The organism is Nonomuraea sp. NPDC050663, assembly GCF_044456985.1.
GTDB lineage: Bacteria > Actinomycetota > Actinomycetes > Streptosporangiales > Streptosporangiaceae > Nonomuraea.
Genome location: NZ_JBITGL010000001.1, coordinates 933,836 through 955,794 on the forward strand (window position 1 = coordinate 933,836; position 21,959 = coordinate 955,794).

Annotated in this window: 25 protein-coding genes; 19 read left to right on the forward strand and 6 right to left on the reverse strand. The window is 71.2% G+C overall.

The features are described 5' to 3' along the window. Positions 1-45: 45 nt before the first annotated feature. Positions 46-1,161, forward strand: coding sequence for a PucR family transcriptional regulator (locus ACIBH1_RS04410; protein ID WP_397312131.1), 1,116 nt, complete (start codon positions 46-48; stop codon positions 1,159-1,161). Here ACIBH1_RS04410 and ACIBH1_RS04415 read toward each other — a convergent pair. Then, entirely contained in the window at positions 1,158-2,564 is a 1,407-nt protein-coding gene (locus ACIBH1_RS04415) for a carboxylesterase/lipase family protein (protein ID WP_397312132.1), read from the reverse strand. The genes ACIBH1_RS04410 and ACIBH1_RS04415 overlap by 4 nt on opposite strands. A gap of 84 nt (positions 2,565-2,648) precedes the next feature. Here ACIBH1_RS04415 and ACIBH1_RS04420 point away from each other — a divergent pair, with 84 nt between their 5' ends. The 5 genes from ACIBH1_RS04420 to ACIBH1_RS04440 all read left to right on the forward strand — a co-directional run bounded on the left by ACIBH1_RS04420 (position 2,649) and on the right by ACIBH1_RS04440 (position 6,874). After that, entirely contained in the window at positions 2,649-3,155 is a 507-nt protein-coding gene (locus tag ACIBH1_RS04420) for a SigE family RNA polymerase sigma factor (RefSeq protein ID WP_397312133.1), read from the forward strand. Continuing rightward, a complete protein-coding gene (locus ACIBH1_RS04425) occupies positions 3,152-3,892 on the forward strand; it encodes a hypothetical protein (RefSeq protein WP_397312134.1) in 741 nt (246 codons plus the stop codon). The genes ACIBH1_RS04420 and ACIBH1_RS04425 overlap by 4 nt, the downstream gene beginning before the upstream one ends. Before the next feature lie 117 nt (positions 3,893-4,009). After that, complete coding sequence (locus ACIBH1_RS04430; RefSeq protein ID WP_397312135.1) at positions 4,010-5,605, forward strand: PP2C family protein-serine/threonine phosphatase; 1,596 nt, start codon at positions 4,010-4,012, stop codon at positions 5,603-5,605. Beyond that, on the forward strand, positions 5,598-6,548 hold the full coding sequence (locus ACIBH1_RS04435) for a B12-binding domain-containing protein (protein ID WP_397312136.1): 951 nt from the start codon (positions 5,598-5,600) through the stop codon (positions 6,546-6,548). The genes ACIBH1_RS04430 and ACIBH1_RS04435 overlap by 8 nt, the downstream gene beginning before the upstream one ends. Beyond that, positions 6,542-6,874: an STAS domain-containing protein gene (locus ACIBH1_RS04440; protein WP_397312137.1), complete on the forward strand. Its 333-nt coding sequence runs from the start codon at positions 6,542-6,544 to the stop codon at positions 6,872-6,874. The genes ACIBH1_RS04435 and ACIBH1_RS04440 overlap by 7 nt, the downstream gene beginning before the upstream one ends. Here ACIBH1_RS04440 and ACIBH1_RS04445 read toward each other — a convergent pair. Continuing rightward, positions 6,871-8,973 carry an ATP-dependent RecD-like DNA helicase gene (locus tag ACIBH1_RS04445; protein ID WP_397312138.1) on the reverse strand — a complete coding sequence of 701 codons (2,103 nt, stop codon included), beginning with the start codon at positions 8,971-8,973 and terminating at the stop codon, positions 6,871-6,873. The two genes, ACIBH1_RS04440 and ACIBH1_RS04445, sit on opposite strands and share 4 nt — an antisense overlap. A gap of 46 nt (positions 8,974-9,019) precedes the next feature. On the opposite strand from ACIBH1_RS04445, the gene ACIBH1_RS04450 reads away from it, so the two are divergent. The 9 genes from ACIBH1_RS04450 (at position 9,020) to ACIBH1_RS04490 (ending at position 17,258) form a co-directional block, all read left to right on the forward strand. After that, entirely contained in the window at positions 9,020-10,099 is a 1,080-nt protein-coding gene (locus ACIBH1_RS04450; protein ID WP_397312139.1) for an ABC transporter ATP-binding protein, read from the forward strand. After that, positions 10,092-11,231 carry an ABC transporter ATP-binding protein gene (locus tag ACIBH1_RS04455; RefSeq protein WP_397312140.1) on the forward strand — a complete coding sequence of 380 codons (1,140 nt, stop codon included), beginning with the start codon at positions 10,092-10,094 and terminating at the stop codon, positions 11,229-11,231. Before ACIBH1_RS04450 ends, ACIBH1_RS04455 begins: the two co-directional genes overlap by 8 nt. Beyond that, positions 11,228-12,082, forward strand: a complete 855-nt coding sequence (locus ACIBH1_RS04460; RefSeq protein ID WP_397312141.1) for a carbohydrate ABC transporter permease — start codon at positions 11,228-11,230, stop codon at positions 12,080-12,082. The genes ACIBH1_RS04455 and ACIBH1_RS04460 overlap by 4 nt, the downstream gene beginning before the upstream one ends. Positions 12,083-12,132: 50 nt before the next feature. Beyond that, complete coding sequence (locus tag ACIBH1_RS04465) at positions 12,133-12,885, forward strand: carbohydrate ABC transporter permease (RefSeq protein WP_397312188.1); 753 nt, start codon at positions 12,133-12,135, stop codon at positions 12,883-12,885. Further along, positions 12,885-13,160 carry a DUF2160 domain-containing protein gene (locus tag ACIBH1_RS04470; RefSeq protein ID WP_397312142.1) on the forward strand — a complete coding sequence of 92 codons (276 nt, stop codon included), beginning with the start codon at positions 12,885-12,887 and terminating at the stop codon, positions 13,158-13,160. Before ACIBH1_RS04465 ends, ACIBH1_RS04470 begins: the two co-directional genes overlap by 1 nt. Before the next feature lie 11 nt (positions 13,161-13,171). Further along, a complete protein-coding gene (locus tag ACIBH1_RS04475) occupies positions 13,172-14,899 on the forward strand; it encodes an ABC transporter substrate-binding protein (protein WP_397312143.1) in 1,728 nt (575 codons plus the stop codon). A gap of 45 nt (positions 14,900-14,944) precedes the next feature. Further along, on the forward strand, positions 14,945-15,229 hold the full coding sequence (locus ACIBH1_RS04480) for a hypothetical protein (RefSeq protein ID WP_397312144.1): 285 nt from the start codon (positions 14,945-14,947) through the stop codon (positions 15,227-15,229). Positions 15,230-15,278: 49 nt separating this feature from the next. After that, positions 15,279-15,854: a DUF305 domain-containing protein gene (locus tag ACIBH1_RS04485; RefSeq protein ID WP_397312145.1), complete on the forward strand. Its 576-nt coding sequence runs from the start codon at positions 15,279-15,281 to the stop codon at positions 15,852-15,854. A 114-nt stretch (positions 15,855-15,968) separates the two neighbouring features. After that, complete coding sequence (locus ACIBH1_RS04490) at positions 15,969-17,258, forward strand: FAD-binding oxidoreductase (protein WP_397312146.1); 1,290 nt, start codon at positions 15,969-15,971, stop codon at positions 17,256-17,258. Here ACIBH1_RS04490 and ACIBH1_RS04495 read toward each other — a convergent pair. Continuing rightward, positions 17,230-17,838, reverse strand: coding sequence for a CoA transferase subunit B (locus ACIBH1_RS04495; protein WP_397312147.1), 609 nt, complete (start codon positions 17,836-17,838; stop codon positions 17,230-17,232). The genes ACIBH1_RS04490 and ACIBH1_RS04495 overlap by 29 nt on opposite strands. Continuing rightward, a complete protein-coding gene (locus ACIBH1_RS04500) occupies positions 17,838-18,566 on the reverse strand; it encodes a CoA transferase subunit A (RefSeq protein WP_397312148.1) in 729 nt (242 codons plus the stop codon). Before ACIBH1_RS04500 ends, ACIBH1_RS04495 begins: the two co-directional genes overlap by 1 nt. A 120-nt stretch (positions 18,567-18,686) precedes the next feature. Between ACIBH1_RS04500 and ACIBH1_RS04505 the strand changes: the two genes are divergently transcribed. Further along, complete coding sequence (locus ACIBH1_RS04505; protein WP_397312149.1) at positions 18,687-19,412, forward strand: helix-turn-helix domain-containing protein; 726 nt, start codon at positions 18,687-18,689, stop codon at positions 19,410-19,412. A 12-nt stretch (positions 19,413-19,424) separates the two neighbouring features. On the opposite strand, the gene ACIBH1_RS04510 is transcribed toward ACIBH1_RS04505, so the two are convergent. Continuing rightward, complete coding sequence (locus ACIBH1_RS04510; protein ID WP_397312150.1) at positions 19,425-19,559, reverse strand: hypothetical protein; 135 nt, start codon at positions 19,557-19,559, stop codon at positions 19,425-19,427. A gap of 44 nt (positions 19,560-19,603) precedes the next feature. Beyond that, positions 19,604-19,852, reverse strand: coding sequence for a hypothetical protein (locus tag ACIBH1_RS04515; protein ID WP_397312151.1), 249 nt, complete (start codon positions 19,850-19,852; stop codon positions 19,604-19,606). A gap of 243 nt (positions 19,853-20,095) precedes the next feature. Here ACIBH1_RS04515 and ACIBH1_RS04520 point away from each other — a divergent pair, with 243 nt between their 5' ends. The 3 genes from ACIBH1_RS04520 to ACIBH1_RS04530 all read left to right on the forward strand — a co-directional run bounded on the left by ACIBH1_RS04520 (position 20,096) and on the right by ACIBH1_RS04530 (position 21,959). Then, complete coding sequence (locus ACIBH1_RS04520; protein WP_397312152.1) at positions 20,096-20,671, forward strand: TIGR03086 family metal-binding protein; 576 nt, start codon at positions 20,096-20,098, stop codon at positions 20,669-20,671. Between the two features lie 72 nt (positions 20,672-20,743). After that, the gene (locus ACIBH1_RS04525) at positions 20,744-21,322 is read left to right on the forward strand and encodes a PadR family transcriptional regulator (protein WP_397312153.1); all 579 of its coding nucleotides are present in this window, start codon (positions 20,744-20,746) and stop codon (positions 21,320-21,322) included. After that, positions 21,255-21,959 (forward strand): ABC transporter ATP-binding protein, encoded by a 705-nt coding sequence (locus ACIBH1_RS04530; RefSeq protein ID WP_397312154.1) that lies wholly within the window; start codon positions 21,255-21,257, stop codon positions 21,957-21,959. The genes ACIBH1_RS04525 and ACIBH1_RS04530 overlap by 68 nt, the downstream gene beginning before the upstream one ends.

The following is a 21,959-nucleotide window of genomic DNA, read 5'->3' on the forward strand; positions in this document are numbered from 1 at the left end:
GGGCAATGATTGACGGTGCGGTTTGGGCAATGTGACGATCCGACGGTGCCCGACCTGTACTCCCGCATGGCCCCGCGGGTCCGAGAGCTCACCGCCGAGGTGGTCGCGCGGTGCGCCGCCGAGGTGCCCTTCTACCGGGAGCTGCCGCGCGAGACGCTCGACGGCGAGGTCACGCCGTCGGTCGCCGCGGTCTTCGGCCTGCTGCTGCGCTCCCTGCGCGAACCCGACGTCCTGGGTCCCGGCGAGCTGACCCGCATCATCGAGTGGTCGGCCCGCCGCGCCGAGGAGCGGCTGCCGCTGCCCGCGGCGATGACCGCCTACCTGATCGGCGCCGAGGTCTGGTGGCGCGCCCTGTGCGCGACGGCCACGCCCGGCGAGCTCGCGGACGCGGGCTCCGGGCTGCTCGGCTGCCTGCGGGCCGCGGTGCCCGCGGTCGCCCTGGCCCACGACCAGGCGGCCGAAGACGTCAGGGGCGAGGAGCGCAGGGTCAGGCGGGCGCTGGTGTCGGCGCTGTTCGCCGGGCAGCCCTACCAGGCGCTCGCGGAGGCGGCGCGGATCGAGGTGGCCCCCGCCTACGACGTGGTCGTCTACGTGTTCGAGGGCGGCCCGCGGGCACGCCTGGTCCAGTCGGCCCTCGACGCGCACGCGGGCACGCTGGTGCTGGCCGACCCCGACGAGGGCGTGGCGCTGCTGCCCGACCGGGGCACGCCCGAGCTCGGCTGCCTGGCCGGGCGGCTGACCGGGGACGTGGGCCCGGTGCTGCTGGCCGCCGCGCGCGCCACCGAGCCCGCCCGCATCCCCGCCGCGCTGGAGGAGGCACGCCGGGTCATGGAGATCGTCCAGCGCCTCGGGCGGCCACCGGGCCTCTACCGCTTCGACGACGTCCTGCTGGAGTATCAGCTGGCCAGGCCGGGCGCCGGGCTCGATCGGCTGGCGGCCAAGCTCGACCCGCTGGCCGGGCACCCGCACCTGGTCGACACCTTGCGCGCCTTCGTCAACCGCGGCCACAACCGCCGCCAGACCTCACTCGACCTGCACATCCACCGCAACACGCTCGACTACAGGCTGCAGCGGGTGAGCCTGCTCACCGGCCTGGACCTGGGCGTTCCCGCCCAGGCCAGACTCCTGGAGGCGGCCCTGACGGCGCGGGACCTGCTCTAGAGCCAGGCTCTCAGCTCCTCGTCGCGTGGTGCGTGGACGATCCCGGACTCGGGCGCGTCGAACACCATGACCGGCCGCGAGGCGTCCCAGGCCGGCCAGCCCGGATCGCCGCCCGATGCGAACGCGATCCAGGCCCGGTGCATCGTGTCGGCGAGCGGCTGCGGCGCGTCGGGACCGGTGAGCTCCCGCGCCGCCGCCAGGTTGTCGAAGACGAAGCCGATCTCCAGGGCGTGGCAAGCCCCCAGGTCGCGCTCGGGCGAGCGCCAGGCGAACTCGTAGACGAAGCTCCTGCCCCGGTGGGAGTCGGCCAGCCTGTTGATCGGCCCGCGCAGCAGCATGTCGGTGGCGATCTCGCCGAGGATCTCGCCCGGCGGGGCGCCCGGCCTGCTGGAGCGGTAGAGCCCGGCCACCCGCCACGGGATGCGGAACTTGAGCATGGCCAGCCGCAGCACCAGCGGGCTGATGCGCCGCACCGCCCCGGTCGGCACCAGCCACAGCCGGTACTCCTCCCGGTTGGCCCCCACCAGCAGGTCCACGTCGGCCGGAAGCTCGCCGCCGGGCACCACGACGTCGCCGTCGGCCACGATGTGGAAGCCGGGACCGCCGGTGATCGGATTGCCCTTGGAGGTGGCCGCGACCTGGGCGTCGAGCAGGCTCGACGGATCGACGTCGGCGAAGGCCGCGGCCCTGGGCGGCACCCCGAGCGCGCGCGCCATCACCTTGACGATCGTGGCGCCCTCCTTGCGGGAGACGGTGTGCGGCGGGCCGCTCTGCATGACGGCCCGGTGGAACAGGCCGTGCGCGTGCGGGCTGGTCAGCAGGGCGGCGATGCAGATGGCCCCGGCCGATTCGCCGAACACGGTCACGTTGCCGGGATCGCCGCCGAAGGCCGCGACGTTGTCACGCACCCACCGCAGCGCCTCCAGTTGGTCGAGCAGGCCGCGGTTGTCGGGGGCGTCGGGGAAGACGCCGAAGCCCTCGACGCCGAGCCGGTAGTTGACCGAGACCAGCACGACCCCGTCGCGGGCGAAGGCGGCGCCGTCGTAGAGGGGGATGACGTTGGAGCCGTTGCGCAAGGACCCGCCGTGGATCCACACCATCACGGGCAGGCTCGGACCCGGCGCGGGCGAGGGTGTCCAGACGTTGACGTTGAGGCAGTCGTCCCCGGCCACGTCAGGATCGGGAAGGATCTCGTCCAGCGGCGGCCGGTAGGGCCGTTTGGGCGCCGTGGCCCCGAAGGAGAGGCAGTCCCGCACCCCGTCCCAGGGCGTGACGGGCTGCGGAGCGAGGAATCGCCCGGCCCCGAAGGGCGGGGCGGCGTAGGGCACGCCGAGGAAGGCGGCGCCCCCGTCCTGGATGCGCCCCCGGATCTTGCCGTGCCGGGTGACCGCGATGGTGTCCATGCGCGAATCCTACCGATCGATCGATCGGCAACAAGGCTCTGCTCTAGTGTCAACCTCGTCGGCTGCCGAAGGAGTGTGCACGGTATGGCTCACGACTTCTCCGCCTTCGTACGGCGGCGCGGCGCGCACCACCTACGCACCGCGGTCCTGCTCACCGGCGACTGGCACGCCGCGGAGGACCTGCTGCAGAGCTGCCTGGTCAAGCTGTACAAGGCCTGGCCGCGCCTCGACACGGCCACCGATCCCGACGCCTACCTGCGGCGCACGCTGGTCAACACCCACCGATCCTGGTGGCGGGTGAGCTGGCGCAGAGAGACGCCGAGCGACGCCCTGCCCGACCTGCGGGCCCGGCCCGACGACCCGGCGCTGGCGCTGGCCGTACGGCAGGCGCTGGAGATCCTGCCGCCACGCCAGCGGCTGGCCCTGGTCCTGCGCTATTTCGAGGACCTGCCGGAGGCGCAGGTGGCCGAGCTCATGGGCTGCTCGGTCGGCAGCGTCAAGACGCACACCCACCGGGGCGTGCGCAGGCTGCGCGAGGTGCTCGGCGCGGAGCTGATCCCCGATGACGACGAAGTGGAGGCAAGGCGATGAACGAGGCGACGGAGCGGGCGGTCAGGTCGCTGCTGGCCACCGCGAGCGACGGCGGCCCCGAGCGGGTCGAGTTCGTGACGCCGGCGCGGCGGCGCAGGGTGCTCGTGCCGGTGCTGGCCGCGCTGGTCGCGGCCCTGGCGGCGGCGATCACCATGACGAGCACCACCGGCTCGGCCCTGGCCGTGGTCACCGCGGCCGCAGAACGCACGGCGGGCGACAGCTTCAGGGTGACGGGCTCCTCCACCTCGCCCGAGAAGAGCATGACCTCGACCGGCTACTTCGATCCCGCGGCCAGGACCGGCCGCACGGTCGTCGAGGGCACGGGACGCGAGACGCGCTTCATCGGCGACCAGGTCTACCAGTACGACGGCGTGAGGTGGACGGTCGAACCCAGGGTGGACGACCCGCCGGTCTTCAAGCTCGCCTACATGGACCCGCAGGCCGCGCTGGCCCAGCTCCAGGAGGCCAGTCAGGTCAAGGAGGAGGGCCCGGCCTCCGGCGAGGGCTGGACCGGCACCCGCTACTCCTTCGAGGCCGACCTGCCCGACCTCAAGACCGACCGGCGGGTGAAGGGCATCGTCGACATCGACGAGCAGGGCCGGGTCCGGCACACGGAGATGCAGGTCGGCGACAGCCGCAACGTGGCCGACTACTTCGACTTCGGGGCCCGCGAGGAGGTGGCCGCACCCCCGGACGCGCAGCCCGCGCCGGACGGCAAGCGGAGCGGCCGTCCCTGACCGCTACCGAGTGCGGTGAAAGCCGTACGCCGCGTGTCCGATAGGGGCACAATGGCCTCAACGATGGCTCAGGTGCCCGGGCCCGATCCATCACCCCCCGTTCGAAGGGTTCAGGTGATGAAAAGCGTGCCCGCGTTCGGCGGTGTCCTCGACGACGCCCCGCTGCTGGAAGGCGTGCTCGGCGCCAGCAGCGAGGGCGTCGTCCTGTGCGCCTCGGACGACACAGTCTTGCTCGCCAACGCCGCTGCGAAGGCGCTGGTGCCCGAGCTCACCCCTGGCTACTCGGTCTCGGCCGGGAGCCTCACCAGACTGTTCGATCTCATGGCCGCGGAGGGGCAGAGCCGCGAAGCCGAACACCGCGGCCGGCGCCTCAAGGTGCGCAGGCAGCACGTGACTGGCTCACACCGCGTCTGGTACCTCCGCGACACCAGCGCCGAGACCCTGCTGACCGAGCGCCGGCAGGCCGACTTCCTGTCCGAGGCGGGCCTGCGCCTGACGGCCTCGCTGAACGTGCGCCGCTGCGCGCACACCGCGGTCCGCCTGGCCACCGACTTCCTGGCCGACGCCGCGATCCTGCTGCTTCCCGCCCGCAGGCGGCACGTCGAATGGGTGCGCGTCTGGGCCGGGCGGGAGCCTGAGGAGGGCCGCACGCCCCTGGCGGCCATGTCCGAGGTGCCGGGCGTCACTGACGCGCTGTTCGGCTCGGCGGTGCCCAGCCGGTGGCTCGACCCGCTCCTGGTGCCCGCCTGGCTCGCCCCCTCGGGCTTCGGCCCGGTGCGGGCGTTGTCGGTGGCGGCGCTGCCGGGTGACGGCGTGCCTGCGGGCGCGCTCCTGTTGTTACGCCGTGAGGGCAGCGCCCCGTTCGACGACCAGGCCGAGACGCTGGTGCGGCTCTTCGCCGCCAGGGTCGGCGCCGCGATCTGCACCGCCGTCCGCTACCAGGAACAGGCCGACGTCAACGCCGCCCTGAGCGCCTGCCTGGCCCCCGGCCAGTCGTACGTCTCGTGGGCCGATGTGGCGGGCACGATCCGCACCTGCCCCGAGGCCGGCAGGACCGGAGGCGACTTCCTCGACGTGCAGGAGCGCGAGGGAGAGCTCATGGTGACGCTCGGCGACGTGTGCGGGCGAGGGGCACGCGCCGCGCTGGCCGCGTCACAGCTGCGCCACTCGCTGCGCATGCTGCGCAGCGTCGAGCGGCGCCCCGTGCCGCTCATGAACCTGATCAACAGGGGACTGCCGCTCGCCGGCATGCCCAGCCCTTACCTCTCGCTGGCGCTGTGCTCGATGCGCCCGCTGCCCGGCGGCGGCCTGCGGGCCACGCTCGCCTCCGCGGGCCATCCCGCCCCGTTAGTGCTGCGCTGCGACGGCAGCGTGCGCGCGCTGCCCGTGGGCGGTACGCCGCTCGGGGCCTTCGACGACGACGAGCTGGGCCTGCGCGCCGTCGACTTCGAGCTCGCGCCGGGGGAGCTGTGCCTGCTCCACGCCGACGGCAACGCCGAGGCGCTCGGCGGCCCCGGCAAGGGCGAGCCGTACGGCAGCGCCCGGCTGGCCGAGGCGCTGGCCGGATGCGACGGCATGCCGGCCACGGCCGTGGTCGAGCGGCTGGACCAGCTCATCACCGAATGGACCGGAGGAGACGAGCTCGACGATCGAGGGCTGCTGGCGGTCAGGGCCCGTCCCCCTGCACGGAAGGAGCGCGACGATCATGGATGACGTCCTGACGAAGGCGAGAACGCGTTTCCTCGACCACATCGGCGACGGCGACGAGCCTGGCGCGGTGGACCAGACCCTACGGCTGCTGGAGCTCGGCATCCCCGCGGAACGGCTGCTCATGGAGGTGATCGCCCCCGTCCAGGAGGACGTCGGGCGGCTGTGGGCGCAGAACCGCTGGAGCGTGGCGCGCGAACACCGGGCCAGCGCCATCAGCGAGCGCGCGGTGGGCGCGGTCATGACGCAGGCGCGCCCGGATCCGTGGCACGGCGGCCGGGTCGCGGTGGCCTGCGTCGACGGCGACTTCCACGCCCTGCCCGTGCGCCTGGTGGCCGAGGTCCTCAGGCTGTACGGCTGGCGCGTCGACTACCTGGGTGCCAGCGTGCCGGGACCGCACCTGGTGGCGCATCTGCACCAGAGCGGGTGCGACGCCGTGGCCCTGGGCTGCTCGCGGGCGAGCACGCTGCCCAGAGCGCACGCCACGATACGCGCCGGCCAGGCGGCCGGGGTGACCGTGCTCGCGGGCGGCCGGGGGTTCGGCGCCGACGGCAGGTACGCCCATCGGTTCGGCGCTGACCTGTGGGCGGAGTCCGCGGCCGGGGCGGCGCGCGCGGTCACGGGCGGCGTACGGCCGCCCGCCGTGGTCGGGCCGGAGCCACCGGCCGACGAGGAGTACCTGGCGGTGGCGCGCTCGCGCGGCTCGCTGGCCGAGCGCATGGCCCTGGAAGAGGCCGCTGACGTGATCGACTTCCTGGCTGCGGCGCTCTACACCGACGACGGCACGATCTTCACCGGCTTCGTGACGTGGCTGGTTCCCATCAGGAAGGCCAGGGGACTCGACCCCGACCACCTCGTCGACGCCCTGTCCGAGCTGGCGGGCGAGTTGCGCGACTTCCCGCGCGGCGAGCGGGTGCTCGCCGACGGCATCCGGGCGGCGTCATGTTGAGCAGGAGCCATCTGCAGATCGAGGTCAGATCCCTGGAACCGGGGGTCTGCCAGCTGATCCTGGTCGGAGACCTCGACTTCGACACCGCGGGCCAGCTGCCCGTGTCGGCCGCCCAGCTGCTGGCGGCGGGCGTGACGCGGCTGGACGTGGACCTGTCGAAGCTGGAGTTCATCGACTCCTCGGGCCTGGGCGCGCTGATCCGGGTGCGCAAGGACGCCAGGCGGCACGAGGCCGGGCTGCGGCTGGTGGCCATGACGCCGCGGGTGCGGCGGCTGCTCCGGGTGACGTGCCTCGACACCGTCTTCGACCTGGGACCGGACCTCTAACCGCCGAGGCCGGCGGTCAGCCGCCTGGCGAGGGTGGTGTTGCGGCGCTGCCCGAGCCGCGACACCGCCAGCTCCAGCGCCTTGCGCTGGCCGACCAGCACCACCCAGGCCTTGGCCCGGGTGACCAGGGTGTAGAGCAGGCGGCGTCGCAGCATGATGCCGCCCGCCTCCACCACGACGGGCGCCACCACGAACGGGTATTCGCTGCCCTGCGAGCGGTGCACGCTGATGGCGTAGGCCTGCGTCAGGTCGTCGAGCTCGTCGAAGCCGTAGGTCACGCTCTGCTCGTCGATGACCAGCTCCACGGTGCGCTCCTCGGGGGAGAGCGCGGTGACCACGCCGGTCTCGCCGTTGAAGACGCCCTTGTCGTAGTTGTTGCGGATCGGCATGACCCGGTCGCCGACGCGGAAGACGGAGGAGCCCGCCCAGTGCTCGGGCCGGTCCGCGCCCGGCGGGTTGAGCCGTTCCTGCAGCATGCGGCCGAGCTCGGCGGTGCCCGCCAGGCCCTTGCGCATCGGGCACAGCACCTGCACCTGGTCGGGGGAGACGCCCTGCTTGCGCGGGATGCCCACGGTGGCCAGCTCCACCACGCGGGAGGCCACCTGGGCGGGATCGTCGATCTCCTCGAACCAGAATCCGCCGCCGCCCGGCAGCTGCGGCATGGCTCCCGCGCGGATGTCGTGCGCGGCGCGGACGATCGCGCTGCCCGAGGCCTGACGGAAGATGTGCGTGAGCCGGACCCGGGGGATCTCCTCCACCTGGAGCAGGTCGGCCAGGACGCTGCCGGGGCCGATGCTGGGCAGCTGGTCGGAGTCGCCGACGAGCAGCACGTGGCTGCCCGACGGCACCGCCGAGCAGAGCCGCGTGGCCAGGTGCAGGTCGAGCATGGAGGCCTCGTCGATGACGATCAGGTCGGCCTGGGAGGGCACCTGGTCGAAGAGCGCCTCGGGGTCGGGCTCGATGCCGAGCATCCGATGCACCGTCATGGCGGGCAGCCCCGTCAGCTCCGACAGCCGCTTGGCCGCCTTGCCGGTCGGCGCGCAGAGGGTGACCCGGCCGCCCATGGACCGCACGGTCGAGGCGATGACCTTGACGGTGTGGCTCTTGCCGCACCCTGGTCCGCCGGTGAGGATCGACAGGGTGCTGGTCAGCGCCATGTTGACGGCCGCCTGCTGGTCCTCGTGCAACGACGGGTCGTCGTCGAAGAGCCGCAGCCGCAGCGTGGAGCGGGCCCTGACCAGGCGGGTGAGCTCGGCGGTCAGCTTGACCTCGCGCCCGTGCAGCTCCTTGAGGAAGACGGCGTCGGCCTCGACGACCACCCGCTGCTCGGCACGCAGCGCGTCGAGCTGCTGCCTGATCGCCTCCTCGTCCTGCTCCAAAAGCTCGACGGTCTGCGTCACCAGGGCGGTGGGCGACAGGAAGCAGTGGCCGCCGCCGCTTGCGGCGCCCTCGAGCCGGTCGACCAGCGCGGCCTTGAGCCGCTGCGGGCTGTTCTCCGGCACGCCCGAGCGCAGCGCGATGCGGTCGGCGGTGGCGAACGCGATGCCGCGCACGGCGCCGATCAGCCGGTAGGGATCCTCGACCAGGACGTGCTCGGATTCGGCGCCGAAGGCCTGGTAGACCTTGGCGGCCAGGAGCGGGCTGACGCCGAAGCCCTGCAGCGTCACCATCAGCGCGGCGACGGCCTTCTGCTCCTGCCAGGCCTCGACGATCTGGCTCTGCCGTACGGGACCGATGTTGATCACTTCGCGCAGGCGGGCGGGCTCGGTGTCGATGATCTTCAGGCTCTCGTCGCCGAACTGGCTGACGATCGCCTGGGCCAGGCGCGGGCCGATGCCGCGGATCAGGCCGGAGCCGAGGTAGAGCTGGATGGCGCGGACGGTGGCGGGCATGATGCGCTCGCAGGTGCTCACCTTGAAGCGGCTGCCGTGCCTGGCGTGCTCCTCCCACTCGCCGGTCAGCCGCAGCGTCTCGCCCGGCTGCACGGCCGCCAGCGCGCGCCCGGCGGCCACGAACGCGGGCAGGCCGTCGGCGCTCATGCGCGCCACGGTGTATTCGTCCTCGCGGACGTACACGAGCTGCTCGACAGAGGCCTCCACGAACGGAACCCTAGGTCATCTGTGGAATCACGTGTTATATGAATTGGTGGCGCTGATTCTTGACGGCGTGTCGGTACGGCAGCGCGGCCAGACCTGGCTCGACCGCGTCGACCTGGAGTTCTTCGACGGGCTCAACACCCTGATCGGGCCGCTGGGCGCGGGCAAGACGACCTTGATGAGGGTCGCGGCGGGCCTGCAGTCACCCACGACGGGCCGGATCCTGGTCGACGGTAAAGATGTCAGTTCGGTCTCGGTACGAAAGCGATCAGTGGCTTTCGTCTACCAGCAGTTCATCAATTACCCGTCGCTGACCGTCTACGACAACATCGCCTCGCCGCTGCGCTCGCTCCCGCGCGAGCAGGCCGACGCGCGGGTGCGCGAGGTGGCCGAGCTCATGGGGCTCGGCGAGTTCCTGCGGCGCCGGCCCGCCGAGCTGTCGGGCGGCCAGCAGCAGCGCACCGCGATCGCCCGCGCGCTGGCCCGCCCCGTCGACGTGCTGCTGCTCGACGAGCCGCTGGCCAACCTCGACTACAAGCTGCGCGAGCAGTTACGCGCCGACCTCAAGACGATGTTCTCCGGCTCCCAGGGCGTGGTCGTCTACTCCACCGCCGATCCGGCCGAGGCGCTGACGTTCGCCGCGCCGACGGTCGTGATGGGCAAGGGCCAGGTGCTGCACGTCGGCTCGGTCACCGAGATGTACGCCAGGCCGCCGACCCTGGAGGTCGCGCGCACCCTCAGCGATCCGCCGCTCAACCTGCTGCCAGGGGAGGTGCGCGACGGGCGCATCGAATGCCTGGGCGCCTCCTTCCCCGCTCCGCGCGCGCACGAGTCCGGCCGGGCCGTACGCCTGGGCGTGCACCCGCACCAGGTGGCGATCTCCCGCTCGCGCGCCGAGCAGCTGGCCTTCCCCGCCGAGATCCGCCTGGCCGAGGTCACCGGCAGCGCCACCTTCCTGCACCTGATGCTCGCCGACGACCTCCACCTGGTCGCCCACCTGGAGGGCACCCGGATGTTCGAGCCGGGCGAGCACACCACCGCCTTCGTCGACCCCGCCCACGTCTTCGTCTTCTCCGACAACGGCGAGCTGCTGGCAGCCTCGGCGACGGAGGCGGACCTGCATGGCTGACATCCGGCTGGAGGACGTGGGCCACCGCTACACCGACGACTGGGCGGTGCGGCCCATGACCTGGACCTGGCGCAGCGGGCGCGCCTACGCGCTGCTCGGCCCGAGCGGCTGCGGCAAGACGACGCTGCTCAACATCATCTCCGGGCTGCTGACGCCCACCCAGGGCCGCGTCCACTTCGACGACAGGGACGTGACCTCGGTGCCGACGGCCGGGCGCGACATCGCGCAGGTCTTCCAGTTCCCCGTGCTGTACGAGGAGATGTCGGTCTACAACAACCTGGCCTTCCCGCTGCGCAACCGGAAGTACCCCCGCAAGGAGGTCGACGAGCGGGTGCGCCGCGTCGCCTCGCTGCTCGGGCTGGAGGAACACCTCGGCAGGCGGGCCAGGCGCCTCGACGCGGGACGCCAGCAGATCGTCAGCCTCGGCCGCGGCCTGGTGCGCTCCGGCGTGGCCGCGGTGCTGCTCGACGAGCCGCTGACCGTCGTGGACCCGGCGCTGAAGTGGACGCTGCGCAGCAAGCTCAAGGAGATCCACCGCGACACCGGGCACACGCTGATCTACGTCACCCACGACCAGACCGAGGCGCTCACCTTCGCCGACGAGGTCGTGGTCCTCAAGGACGGCGCGATCGTGCAGTCGGGCACGCCCGAGGAGCTGTTCCTGACGCCCGCGCACGAGTTCGTCGGGCACTTCATCGGCTCACCCGGCATGAACATGCTGCCCGCGACGGTCGTGGACGGCGAGGTCAGGATCGGCGGCGCGTGCGTCGGCAGGGCGGCCGGCCTGCCGCTGCCCGGCGAGCACGGCGCTCCCGGGTCGACGGGCACGGCCGGATCGGTGATCACGGGACCCGTTCCCGGCCCGCACTCCGCGCAGGTCATGCCGATCAGCCCGGGCCCGGTACGGCTCGGCGTGCGCCCCGAGTTCGTGCGCCTGGGAGAAAGCGGCCTGCCCGCCCGCGTGACCGGCGTGGACGACCTGGGCGCCTACCTCCTGGTCCACGCCGAGGTCGACGGGCACGCGCTGACCGCCAAGACCGCCCCGGGCGGACCGGTGAGCGGCGAGCACCTGCGTTTCGAACGGGCCTACCTCTTCCGCGACGAGGTGCGGATCGGGGAGGTGATCGCGTGAAGGCCAAGAACAACCGCGCGTGGTGGCTGGTCCTGCCCGTGGTGGTCTCGGTGGCCTTCACCGCGATCATCCCGCTGATGACCGTGGTCAACTACTCGGTGCAGGACATCTTCAGCCCGTTCGACCGGGTCTTCGTGGGCCTCGACTGGTTCCGTGACGTCGCCCGCGACCCCGAGGTGCGCGCGGCGCTGGTCAGGACCCTGATCTTCTCGGCCCAGGTGCTGCTGATCGAGATCCCGCTCGGCGTGCTGATCGCGGTGTGCATGCCGCGCCGCGGCTGGACCGTGAGCGTCGCGCTCGTGCTGGTCGCGCTGCCGCTGCTGATCCCGTGGAACGTGGTCGGCACCATCTGGCAGATCTTCGCCCGCGGGGACATCGGGCTGGGCGGCTGGGCGATCAACAAGGTCGTCAACTTCAACTACACGCTCGACTCGGCCGACGCCTGGATCACCGTGCTGGCCATGGACGTGTGGCACTGGACCCCGCTGGTGGCGCTGCTGGCCTACGCGGGACTGCGCTCGATCCCCGACCCCTACTTCCAGGCGGCGCAGATCGACGGCGCCTCCGCGTGGGCGACCTTCCGCCACATCCAGCTTCCCCGGCTGCGCGGCGTGCTGACCATCGCGATCCTGCTGCGCTTCATGGACAGCTTCATGATCTACACCGAGCCGTTCGTGGTGACCGGCGGCGGGCCGGGCAACGCGACCTCGTTCCTGAGCATCCTGCTGTCGAAGATCGCGGTCGGGCAGTTCGACCTCGGACCGGCGGGCGCCTTCTCGCTGCTGTACTTCCTGATCGTGCAGATCGTCTGCTACGTCTTCTTCACCGTCCTGACGAGGAGCGGCCGATGAGACGGCTTCCCTGGGCGCGCACGGTCTTCTGGCTCTACGCGGCCACGCTGATGTTGCCGCTGCTGTGGATGTTCGGCATGTCGATCCGCCCCAACTCCGACATCCTGGGCGCCTTCTCGCTGGTGCCGCAGCGGGTGACGCTGGAGAACTACGAGACGTTCTTCACCGACTCGACGTGGTACTCCAGCTACCTCAACTCGATCGTCTACACCTCGCTGAACACGGTGATGTCGCTCGTCGTGGCGCTCCCGGCGGCCTACGCCTTCTCGCGGTTCCGCTTCGCGGGCGACAAGCACCTGTTCTTCTGGCTGCTCACCAACCGCATGGCGCCGCCCGCGGTGTTCCTGCTGCCGTTCTTCCAGATCTACCAGAGCGTCGGGCTGTTCGACACGCACCTGGGCGTGGCCCTGGCGCACATGCTCTTCAACGTGCCGCTGGCCGTGTGGATCCTGGAAGGCTTCATGTCGGGCATCCCGCGCGAGATCGACGAGACGGCCGCGATCGACGGCTACTCCCTGCCGGGCTTCTTCTTCAAGATCTTCCTGCCGATGATCCGCTCGGCGATCGGCGTGACGGCCTTCTTCTGCTTCATGTTCAGCTGGGTCGAGCTGCTCATCGCCAGGACCATCACCTCGGTGAACGCCAAGCCCATCGCCGCCACGATGACCCGCACGGTCAGCGCGGCCGGGGTCGACTGGGGGCTGCTCGCCGCCGCCGGGGTCATGACGATCATCCCAGGAGCCATCCTCATCTGGTTCGTGCGCAACTACATCGCCAAGGGCTTCGCGCTGGGGAGGGTGTGATGTTCGACTGGATGCTCTGGACGACGCCCACGGCGCTGGTCTTCGCGGGCATCGCCGCCCTGCTCCTGGTCATGGCGGTCTGGGCCAGGCTCTCCCCGCCGATCGCCCGCCGCGGGTTCCTGCGCATCGACACCGACCGGGGCGACCGGCTCTACATCGGGCTCATCAGCGCGGCGGCCTTCCTCGTCGTGTGGATCGCCGTCACCGACCTGTCCATGCTCTACGCCCTGGGGGGTGCACTCGTACTGATCGTCGTCATCGGGAGGTGGGGATGAAACATCAAGCAATGGCACTGCTGGTCCTACTGGGTCTGGTCGCCTGCTCGCAGGAGGCGGGCGGCGACTTCAACGAGGCGAACGCGCGAGCGGCCGCGCAGCGGTGGGTGAGCGGGGAGTTCACCCCGTCCACCCTCTCCAAGGAGCAACAGCTCGCCGAGATGGAGTGGTTCATGAAGGCGGCCGCGCCGTACCGCGGCATGCAGATCAACGTGGTCTCCGAGACGATCACCACCCACGAGTACGAAGCGCAGACGCTCGCCAAGGCGTTCAGCGAGATCACCGGGATCAGGCTCAAGCACGACCTGATCCAGGAGGGTGACGTCGTCGAGAAGCTGCAGACCCAGATCCAGGGCAACCAGAACATCTACGACGCCTACGTCAACGACTCCGACCTCATCGGCACCCACTCGCGCGGCAACGCGGTCATCCCGCTGTCCGACTACATCAACGGCGAGGGCAAGGCGGTCACCTCGCCCACGCTGGACCTGCAGGACTTCATCGGGATCAGCTTCACCACCGGGCCGGACAAGAAGGTCTACCAGCTGCCGGACCAGCAGTTCGCCAACCTCTACTGGTTCCGCTACGACTGGTTCACCGACGAGAAGATCAAGAAGCAGTTCAAGGACGCCTACGGCTACGACCTGGGCGTGCCGGTGAACTGGGCCGCCTACGAGGACATCGCCGACTTCTTCACCAACAAGGTCAACGGCGACGGCACCATCGACGGCAAGAAGGTCTACGGCCACATGGACTACGGCCGCAAGGACCCGTCGCTGGGATGGCGCTTCACCGACGCCTGGTTGTCGATGGCGGGCAACGGCGACCCCGGCATCCCCAACGGCCTGCCGGTCGACGACTGGGGCATCAGGGTGGAGAACTGCCGCCCGGTCGGCTCCAGCGTCACCCGCGGCGGCGACACCAACGGGCCCGCCGCCGTCTACGCGCTGACCAAGTACGTCGACTGGATGAAGAAGTACGCCCCGCGCGAGGCGGCCGGGATGAACTTCAGCGAGTCGGGCCCGGTGCCTGCGCAGGGCGCGATCGCCCAGCAGATCTTCTGGTACACCGCCTTCACCGCCGACATGACCAAGCAGGGCCTGCCGGTCGTCGACTCCGAGGGCAAGCCGAAGTGGCGCATGGCCCCCAGCCCGCACGGCGCCTACTGGAAGGACGGCCACAAGCTCGGCTACCAGGACGCCGGATCGTGGACGTTCCTGAAGAACACCCCCAAGGAACGCCGTGACGCGGCCTGGCTCTACGCCCAGTTCGTCACCTCCAAGTCCGTCTCGCTGAAGAAGTCGATCACCGGGCTGACCTTCATCCGCGACAGCGACATCAGGTCCGACCACTTCACGCAGAACGCCGACAGGTACGGCGGGCTGATCGAGTTCTACCGCTCGCCCGCCCGGGTGCAGTGGACCCCCACCGGCACGAACGTGCCCGACTATCCCAAGCTGGCCCAGCTGTGGTGGCAGAACGTGGCCACCGCGGTGACCGGCGAGACCACGCCGCAGCAGTCGATGGACAACCTGGCCAAGCAGCAGGACGACATCCTGGCGCGGCTGGAGCGCATCGGGTACGGCGGCGACTGCGCGCCCAAGCTCAACCCCGAGCAGAGCGCGCAGACCTGGCTCGACCAGCCGGGCGCCCCGGCGCCCAAGCTCGCCGACGAGCGGGGCAAGCCGGAGACGCTCGACTACGACAAGCTGCTCGCCACCTGGAAGAACGCCGACTGACGGTCTCTGACGGCACTGACACCCCCCTGGGGTAAGGTGCTTGGCGTGCCCGTTCGTCTCGTGCTCCTGATCGCCCTCGTCCTGGGCCTCGGCGGCATGCACACGATCGGGCACGTCTCGCCGGAGCACTGCCACACGGTCTCCATGGACCACGAGCCCGACCCCTCGTCGGTCTGCGTCGCCGTCACCGCCTCGCCCGTCGTGCTGGTGGCCGTCCTCGGAGGGGCCCTGCCGCCCGTGCCCCGGCCCCTCGCCCTGCCGTACGGCATGCGGCCGCCGGCCGAACCGGTCGCCCGCCCGCCGCCGCGCACCACGGTGCTTCGTCAATAGGCCGGATCCCGCCCCCGGACCCATCCAGACGAAGACACCAAGGAGCACGATGTTCAAGCGCACTATCGTCGCCGTGGCGGGAGCGCTGGCGCTGGCCGCCTGCGGAAGCACCACCGGCACCACCACGACCAGCACGACCACCGGCGGCGGCTCGGCACCCTCGGCGAGCGCCGCGTCGTTCAACGACGCGGACGTGATGTTCGCGCAGATGATGATCCCGCACCACCGGCAGGCCGTGCGGATGGCCGAGCTGGCCGCCACCCGTGCGACCGACCCCGAGGTCAGGCAGCTCGCGAGCACGATCAAGGCCGCGCAGGACCCCGAGATCACCACCCTGACGGGATGGCTGACCGCGTGGGGTGAGCCGGTCGAGGCGCCGATGCACCACGGCATGCCGGGCATGCTGTCCGACGACGACCTGGCCAGGCTGGGCGCCGCCAAGGGCGCCGCGTTCGACAGGCTCTTCGCCGAGCAGATGATCGCCCACCACGAGGGGGCGATCGAGATGGCCGAGACCGAGCAGTCCGACGGCCATGATCCCGCCGCGAAGGCGCTGGCCGAGCAGATCGCGCAGGCGCAGAAGGCCGAGGTCGCGCAGCTGAGAAAGATCCTCGAACGGATCTGACAGGGCGAAGGGCACACCGGGCTACGGTGTGCCCTTCACTTTTTTCGCCCGGCATGTCGAGGAAGCAGGACCGGCTCCGACCTGTTGGCAGAAGGCATAGAAAGGACATGAATCATGAGTGTTGAAGTCATTCGCCCCGGTGACGCCTCCTACGAGCAGGTCTCCGGTTCGTTCGCCCACAGCGGCAGCCCCGCCCACGTGTTCCTGCCGCGTTCCGCCGCCGAGGTCGCCGAGGCGGTCGGCTTCGCGCGCGACGGCGGCCTGGAGCTCTCGGTCCGCAGCGGCGGCCACCACGGCGCCGGTTACGCCACCAACGACGGCGGCGTGATCATCGATCTGTCCCGGCTGAACACGATCGAGGTCGACGGCGACCGGGTGGTCATCGAGCCGGGCGCCCACTGGCACCAGGTGGCCGAGACGCTGGCGCCGTACGGCCTGGCCCTGTCCTCCGGCGACACCCGGTCGGTCGGCGTCGGCGGGTTGCTGGTCGGCGGCGGCATCGGATGGCTGGTGCGCAAGTACGGCCTGACGATCGACCACGTGACGGCCGTCGACGTGGTGACGGCCTCGGGCCGGATCCTGCGGGCCTCGGAGACGGAGAACGCCGACCTGTTCTGGGCGGTGCGCGGCGGCGGCGGACAGGCCGGGATCGTGGTGAGGTTCGAGCTGGTCGTCCCGCGCGAGACGCTCGTCACCTTCGCGCGCTACAGCTACGCCGCGGACGACATGGCCGCGGTGCTGAAGGCCTGGCGCGACGTGATGCGCACGGCCGACGAGGGGCTCACCTCGACGGCCTCGATCTTCCCCGCCTTCGGCCCCGACGGATCGCCGTCGCTGACGATCCTGGCCGCCTACGCGGGCGACGACCCCTCAGGCGTCGAGGTCCTGGCCGGGCTCGGGGAACTGGTCGACAAGGACGTCAAGGTCGTGCCGTACGCGGAGGTGCTGGAGGAGGCGGGCCTGCCGCCCGGCTGGCAGCCGATGGTGCGCAACCGCCTGTCGCCCGATCTGACCGACGCGGCCATCGACACGCTGGCCGCGGCGCACATCCCGCTCATGTACCGCGAGATCCGCTTCATCGGCGGCGCGCTGAACCGCGTGGCGCCCGAGGCCACCGCCTTCGCGCACCGCGACGCCGAGGTCATGATCACCACCGTGCTCCTGGGCGCCCCGGAGGATCACCCGGCCCGGCTGGAGGCCTTCGAGGAGCTCTGGGCGGGACTGCGCCCGCACGTGAAGGGCGCGTACGGCAACTTCATCACCCACCCCGGCGCCGACGACGTCGCCGCGGTCTACCCGGCGGCGACCGCGGAACGCCTGGCGGCCGTCAAGCGTGCCCACGACCCGGGCGGCCTGTTCAGCCGCAACCTGCCGATCACGGCAGGCGCAGCTCCCCGGGACTGACCCCGGGGGCCGTCTCGACGAGCGACAGACCGTCGCCGGTGACGTCCACCACGCACAGATTCGTGATCACGCGGTGGACGCACCGGCGGCCGGTCAGCGGCAGGTCGCACTCGGCGACCAGCTTGGGCGTGCCGTCCCTGGCGGTGTGCTCCATCACGACGATCACCCGGCGGGCGCCGTGGATCAGGTCCATCGCCCCGCCCATGCCCTTGACCAGCTTGCCGGGCACCATCCAGTTGGCCAGGTCGCCGTGGCGCGACACCTGCATCGCGCCGAGCACCGCCACGTCGATGTGGCCGCCGCGGATCATCCCGAACGACAGCGCGGAGTCGAAGTAGCTGGCCCCCGGCACGACCGTGACGGTCTCCTTGCCGGCGTTGATCAGGTCGGGGTCGACGTCCTCCCTGGCCGGGTAGGGCCCCACCCCGAGCACGCCGTTCTCGGAGTGCAGCCAGACGTCGACGCCGGGGGGCAGGAACTCGGGGATGCGGGTCGGCAGCCCGATGCCCAGGTTGACGTAGTCGCCGTCACGCAGCTCGGCCGCCGCGCGGGCGAGCATCTCATCGCGGGTCCACGGCATCAGGCACGCACCGTCAACTTCTCGATGCCCTTCCGCACGGCCTGCGCGGGGGTCAGCACGACCACCCGCTGGACGAACACACCCGGCAGGTGCACCTCGTCGGGATCCAGGTCCGTCAGCTCCTCGACCTCGGCGATGGTGACCCTGCCCGCCATGGCGGCGAGCGGGTTGAAGTTCCTGGCGGACTTGTTGAAGACCAGGTTCCCGTGACGGTCGGCCCTGGCCGCGCGCACCAGCGCGTAGTCGGTGGTGATGGCGTGTTCCAGCACGTACTCCCGGCCGTCGAACCGCCTGACCTCCTTCGGCTCCGACAGCCCTGTGCCCATCGGCATGCCGCCCTCGGCCACCTGGGTGCCGACGCCCGCCGGGGTGTAGAAGGCCGGGATGCCGCATCCGCCGGCCCTGAGCCGCTCGGCCAGGCTGCCCTGGGGGACCAGCTCGACCTCCAGCTCGCCGGCGAGCAGGCGGCGGGCGAACTCCTTGTTCTCGCCGATGTAGGAGGCGGTCACCCGGGAGATGCGCCCGTCGGCGAGGAGCACGCCCAGCCCGCCGCCGTCGACGCCGCAGTTGTTCGAGACCACCGCCAGGTCTCGCACGTTCCTGTCGTGCAGCGCCTGGATCAGGACCGTCGGCACGCCGCTGAGGCCGAAACCGCCCACCGCGAACGACGCGCCGTCCCGCACGTCCGCCACCGCCTCGGCCGCGGAGGCCACCACCTTGTCAGTCACGTTCGTATAGTGAACGAAGCGCGCTATATCAGTCAATTTTCCCAGATAGCGGATCGTTCTCTATGAGAACGAATGTGCGCGATGCGGCATTGGCCGACCGGGCGGTAGGCTCCTGCGACTATGGAGCACGCCGAGCTTTTGGACCGCGTACGCGAGCTGCGCGGCGAGGGGAAATCGCCCAAGCAGATCGCCAGGGCGCTGGGTCTGTCACCCGCCGCCGTCGCCCCTCTCGTCAGGGAGGTGGCCGCCGCCGCCCAGCGGGAGCCCGGCGAGGCCGAGCTGATCGGGTGCTGGATGAACGCGGGGTGGAGCGCCGGGCTGGCCTTCGACGCCTCGCGTGGCTGGAGCGACGACGCGCCCGACGACACCTCGGCCGCGGGCATGGTCAGCGTCCTGGTGGCGCGCAGGCACGGCTACGACAAGGTCTCCGTCTGCGGCTATCTGGCCGACGTGTACTGCCTCGGCGTCAGGAACGCCATGGGTCCGGAGATCATGGACGAGCGCGAGCTCAGCAAGTACCGGGAGTTCTTCTTCGGGGAGTACGCCGGGTGGCAGGCCGTTCCCCTGGACCTGGCCAGGCAGATCGTGATGGGCTCGGTGGAGTACGCCAGAGGGCTGGGGATGACGCCTCTGGAACTGCTCGACGAGACCCAGGCGCATCTCGGGGAGTGGGAGATCCCGTCGGCGATCACCTTCGGACGGAACGGCAGGCCGTTCTACGTGGCCGCGGCGGACGACGAGGTCAGGAAGATCATCAGAAAGCTGGAGAGTTCGCTCGGGGCCGGGAACTTCGACTATTCCGTCGAGTCGGCGCCCGGTGAGTCGCTGTGGGGGCGGGTCGTCTAGCCTGCCCCCGGCTCAGCGGGCGTTGCGGCGGTCTGCGGTCGGGCGGCGGACGATGGTGCGGACGCGGGTCTGGCGGCGCCTGCGGGCGCGTCCGCGGCTGTCGTCCTCGGTGTCAGGTGCGATGATCTCTGCGAACCAGGGGTGCATGGCGGTTGCTCCTTCGCTGCTCGTGCGCGGTGCTCGCGCGTGGCTCAGGCGGCCAGGCGCAGGGCGGGAGCGCCGGCCGGGTAGGCCATGGCGACGGCCTTGAGGGCCCAGCGCATCCGGGTGACGTAGGACTCGGGGTGGTCGCCCGCTTCCTGGGCGACGTAGGCGGCACAGGCCTCGGCGTCGCAGTGGCAGGTCTCGATGGCGGCCCGCACCCGCTCGGGGGTGAGGTCGGTCGAGGGCTGCAGGGACGAGGCGAACAGAACCTGGGCCAGATCGGACGTGGTGCTCATCGCGGGCCTCCTCGTTGGGTGCTTCACCAGTACTGACCGGTGTGCTCCGACAAACTCATCGTTCGCCGCCAAGGAATTTCCGGCATCCGTGCTTGACCCTGATTGTCCACTGAGTGGACTCCGGGATGACCCCTACAGGTACCCCAGACCTTGCTCCCACATATGTCACGAAACGGGCACCCCGGCGAGGCGATGACTTTTCGCCGCCCCGACCGTCTACAAAGGCAGGAAGGGGGTGAGGTGATGACGGGTGGACTGGCGTTGCTTGAGCGCGCCATCTCCTACACGCTGGGCAGCCTGGTCCTGGTGACCCCGCAGGCGCTCGACCGGCCGACGCCCTGCTCGGCGTGGGACCTGCGGGCCTTGCTGGCGCACATGGACGACTCGCTCGCGGCCTTGTTCGAGGCCGCGGACCTGGGCGAGGTGGAGTACGACCCGGCTCCGGTGGGTCGGCACCGGGCGACGCAGGCCGTCGGCGACCCGGTGGCGAGCCTGCGGCTGCGGGCCTGCCGCCTGATCGGCGCCTGGACGTGGGCGGGCGAGGAGGGCGTCGTCACGGTCGGCGGATGCCCGCTGACCGCGATGACCGTGGCCGGGGTCGGCGCCATCGAGGTCGCCGTGCACGGCTGGGACGTGGCCATGGCCTGCGGCCAGAACCGGCCGATCCCGGGATCGCTGGCGACGGAACTGCTGGAACTGGCGCCGGTGCTGATCGACGACGACGACCGGCCGGTGCGGTTCGCCGCGCGGGTCCCCGTCGGCCCCGGCGCCACACCGGGCGAGCGGCTGCTGGCCTACCTGGGCCGCGCCGCCCGCTGAGCGTCCGCCTCCGGGCGGGCGCTCGTCAGCCGCACCGTTGACCGCTGGAATATACTCGGTATTATACCGAGTATGAGCATCCGCCACGCCCTGCTCGCCCTGCTCAGCGAGGGGCCCAAGTACGGCCTGCAGCTCCGCCAGGAGTTCGAGGCGCGCACCGGCGAGGTGTGGCCGCTCAACGTCGGCCAGGTCTACACCACCCTGCAACGCCTCGACCGCGACGGCCTCGTCGCGTCCGACCAGGCCGCGGGAGAGGGCCTGCAGAACGTCTACCAGCTCACGGACTCGGGCCGCGAGGAGCTCGCGACCTGGCTGCGCACGCCGCCGGCCACCACGGCGCCGCCGCGCGACGAGCTGGTCATCAAGGTCCTCGTGGCGACCAGGGTGCCGGGCATCGACGTACGCGAGCTGCTGCAGATCCACAGGAAGCACGTCGTCCAGGCCATGCAGCAGTACACCCAGCTCAAGGAGGACGAGCCGGACCTGGGTCTGGCGCTGGTGGTCGACTCCGAGCTGTTCCGGCTCGAAGGTGTCATCCGATGGCTCGACTCGGCCGAGACACGGCTGGGCGGGAGGCTGCACGATGATCGAGTTACGCGGGGTCACGAAGGTCTACGGCAGCGGCCCGGCCGAGGTGCGGGCGCTCGATGAGATCGACCTGAGCGTCGCGCCCGGTGAGCTGGTCGCCCTCATGGGCCCCAGCGGTTCTGGCAAGAGCACCCTGCTGACCATCGCGGGCACGCTGGAGCGCGCGACGGCGGGAACGGTGCTGATCGGCGGACGGGACGTCTCGCGGCTGGGCAAGGATGAGCTGGCCAGGCTGCGCAGGCGCTCGATCGGCTACGTCTTCCAGGACTTCAACCTCCTGGCCGGGCTGACCGCCGTGGAGAACGTGATGGTGCCGCGCGAGCTCGACGGGCTGGGCCACCGGCGGGCCAGGGCCGAGGCGCTGGCCGTCCTGGAGAAGATGAGCCTGGCCGACCGGGCCGAGCGTTTCCCCGACGACCTGTCGGGCGGCGAACGCCAGCGCGTGGCCATCGCCCGCGCCGTCGTGGGCGAGCGCCGGCTGCTCCTGGCCGACGAGCCGACGGGAGCGCTCGACTCGGTCAACGGCGAGGCGGTGATGCGGCTGCTGCGCTCCTGCTGCAGGAACGGCGTGGCGGGCATCGTGGGCACCCATGACGCCCAGCTGGCCGCCTGGGCCGACCGGGTGGTCTTCCTGCGGGACGGGCGGATCGTCGACCGCACGGCCCCGCGGCCAGGCCCCGAATCGCTCCTGGGCAGGTGA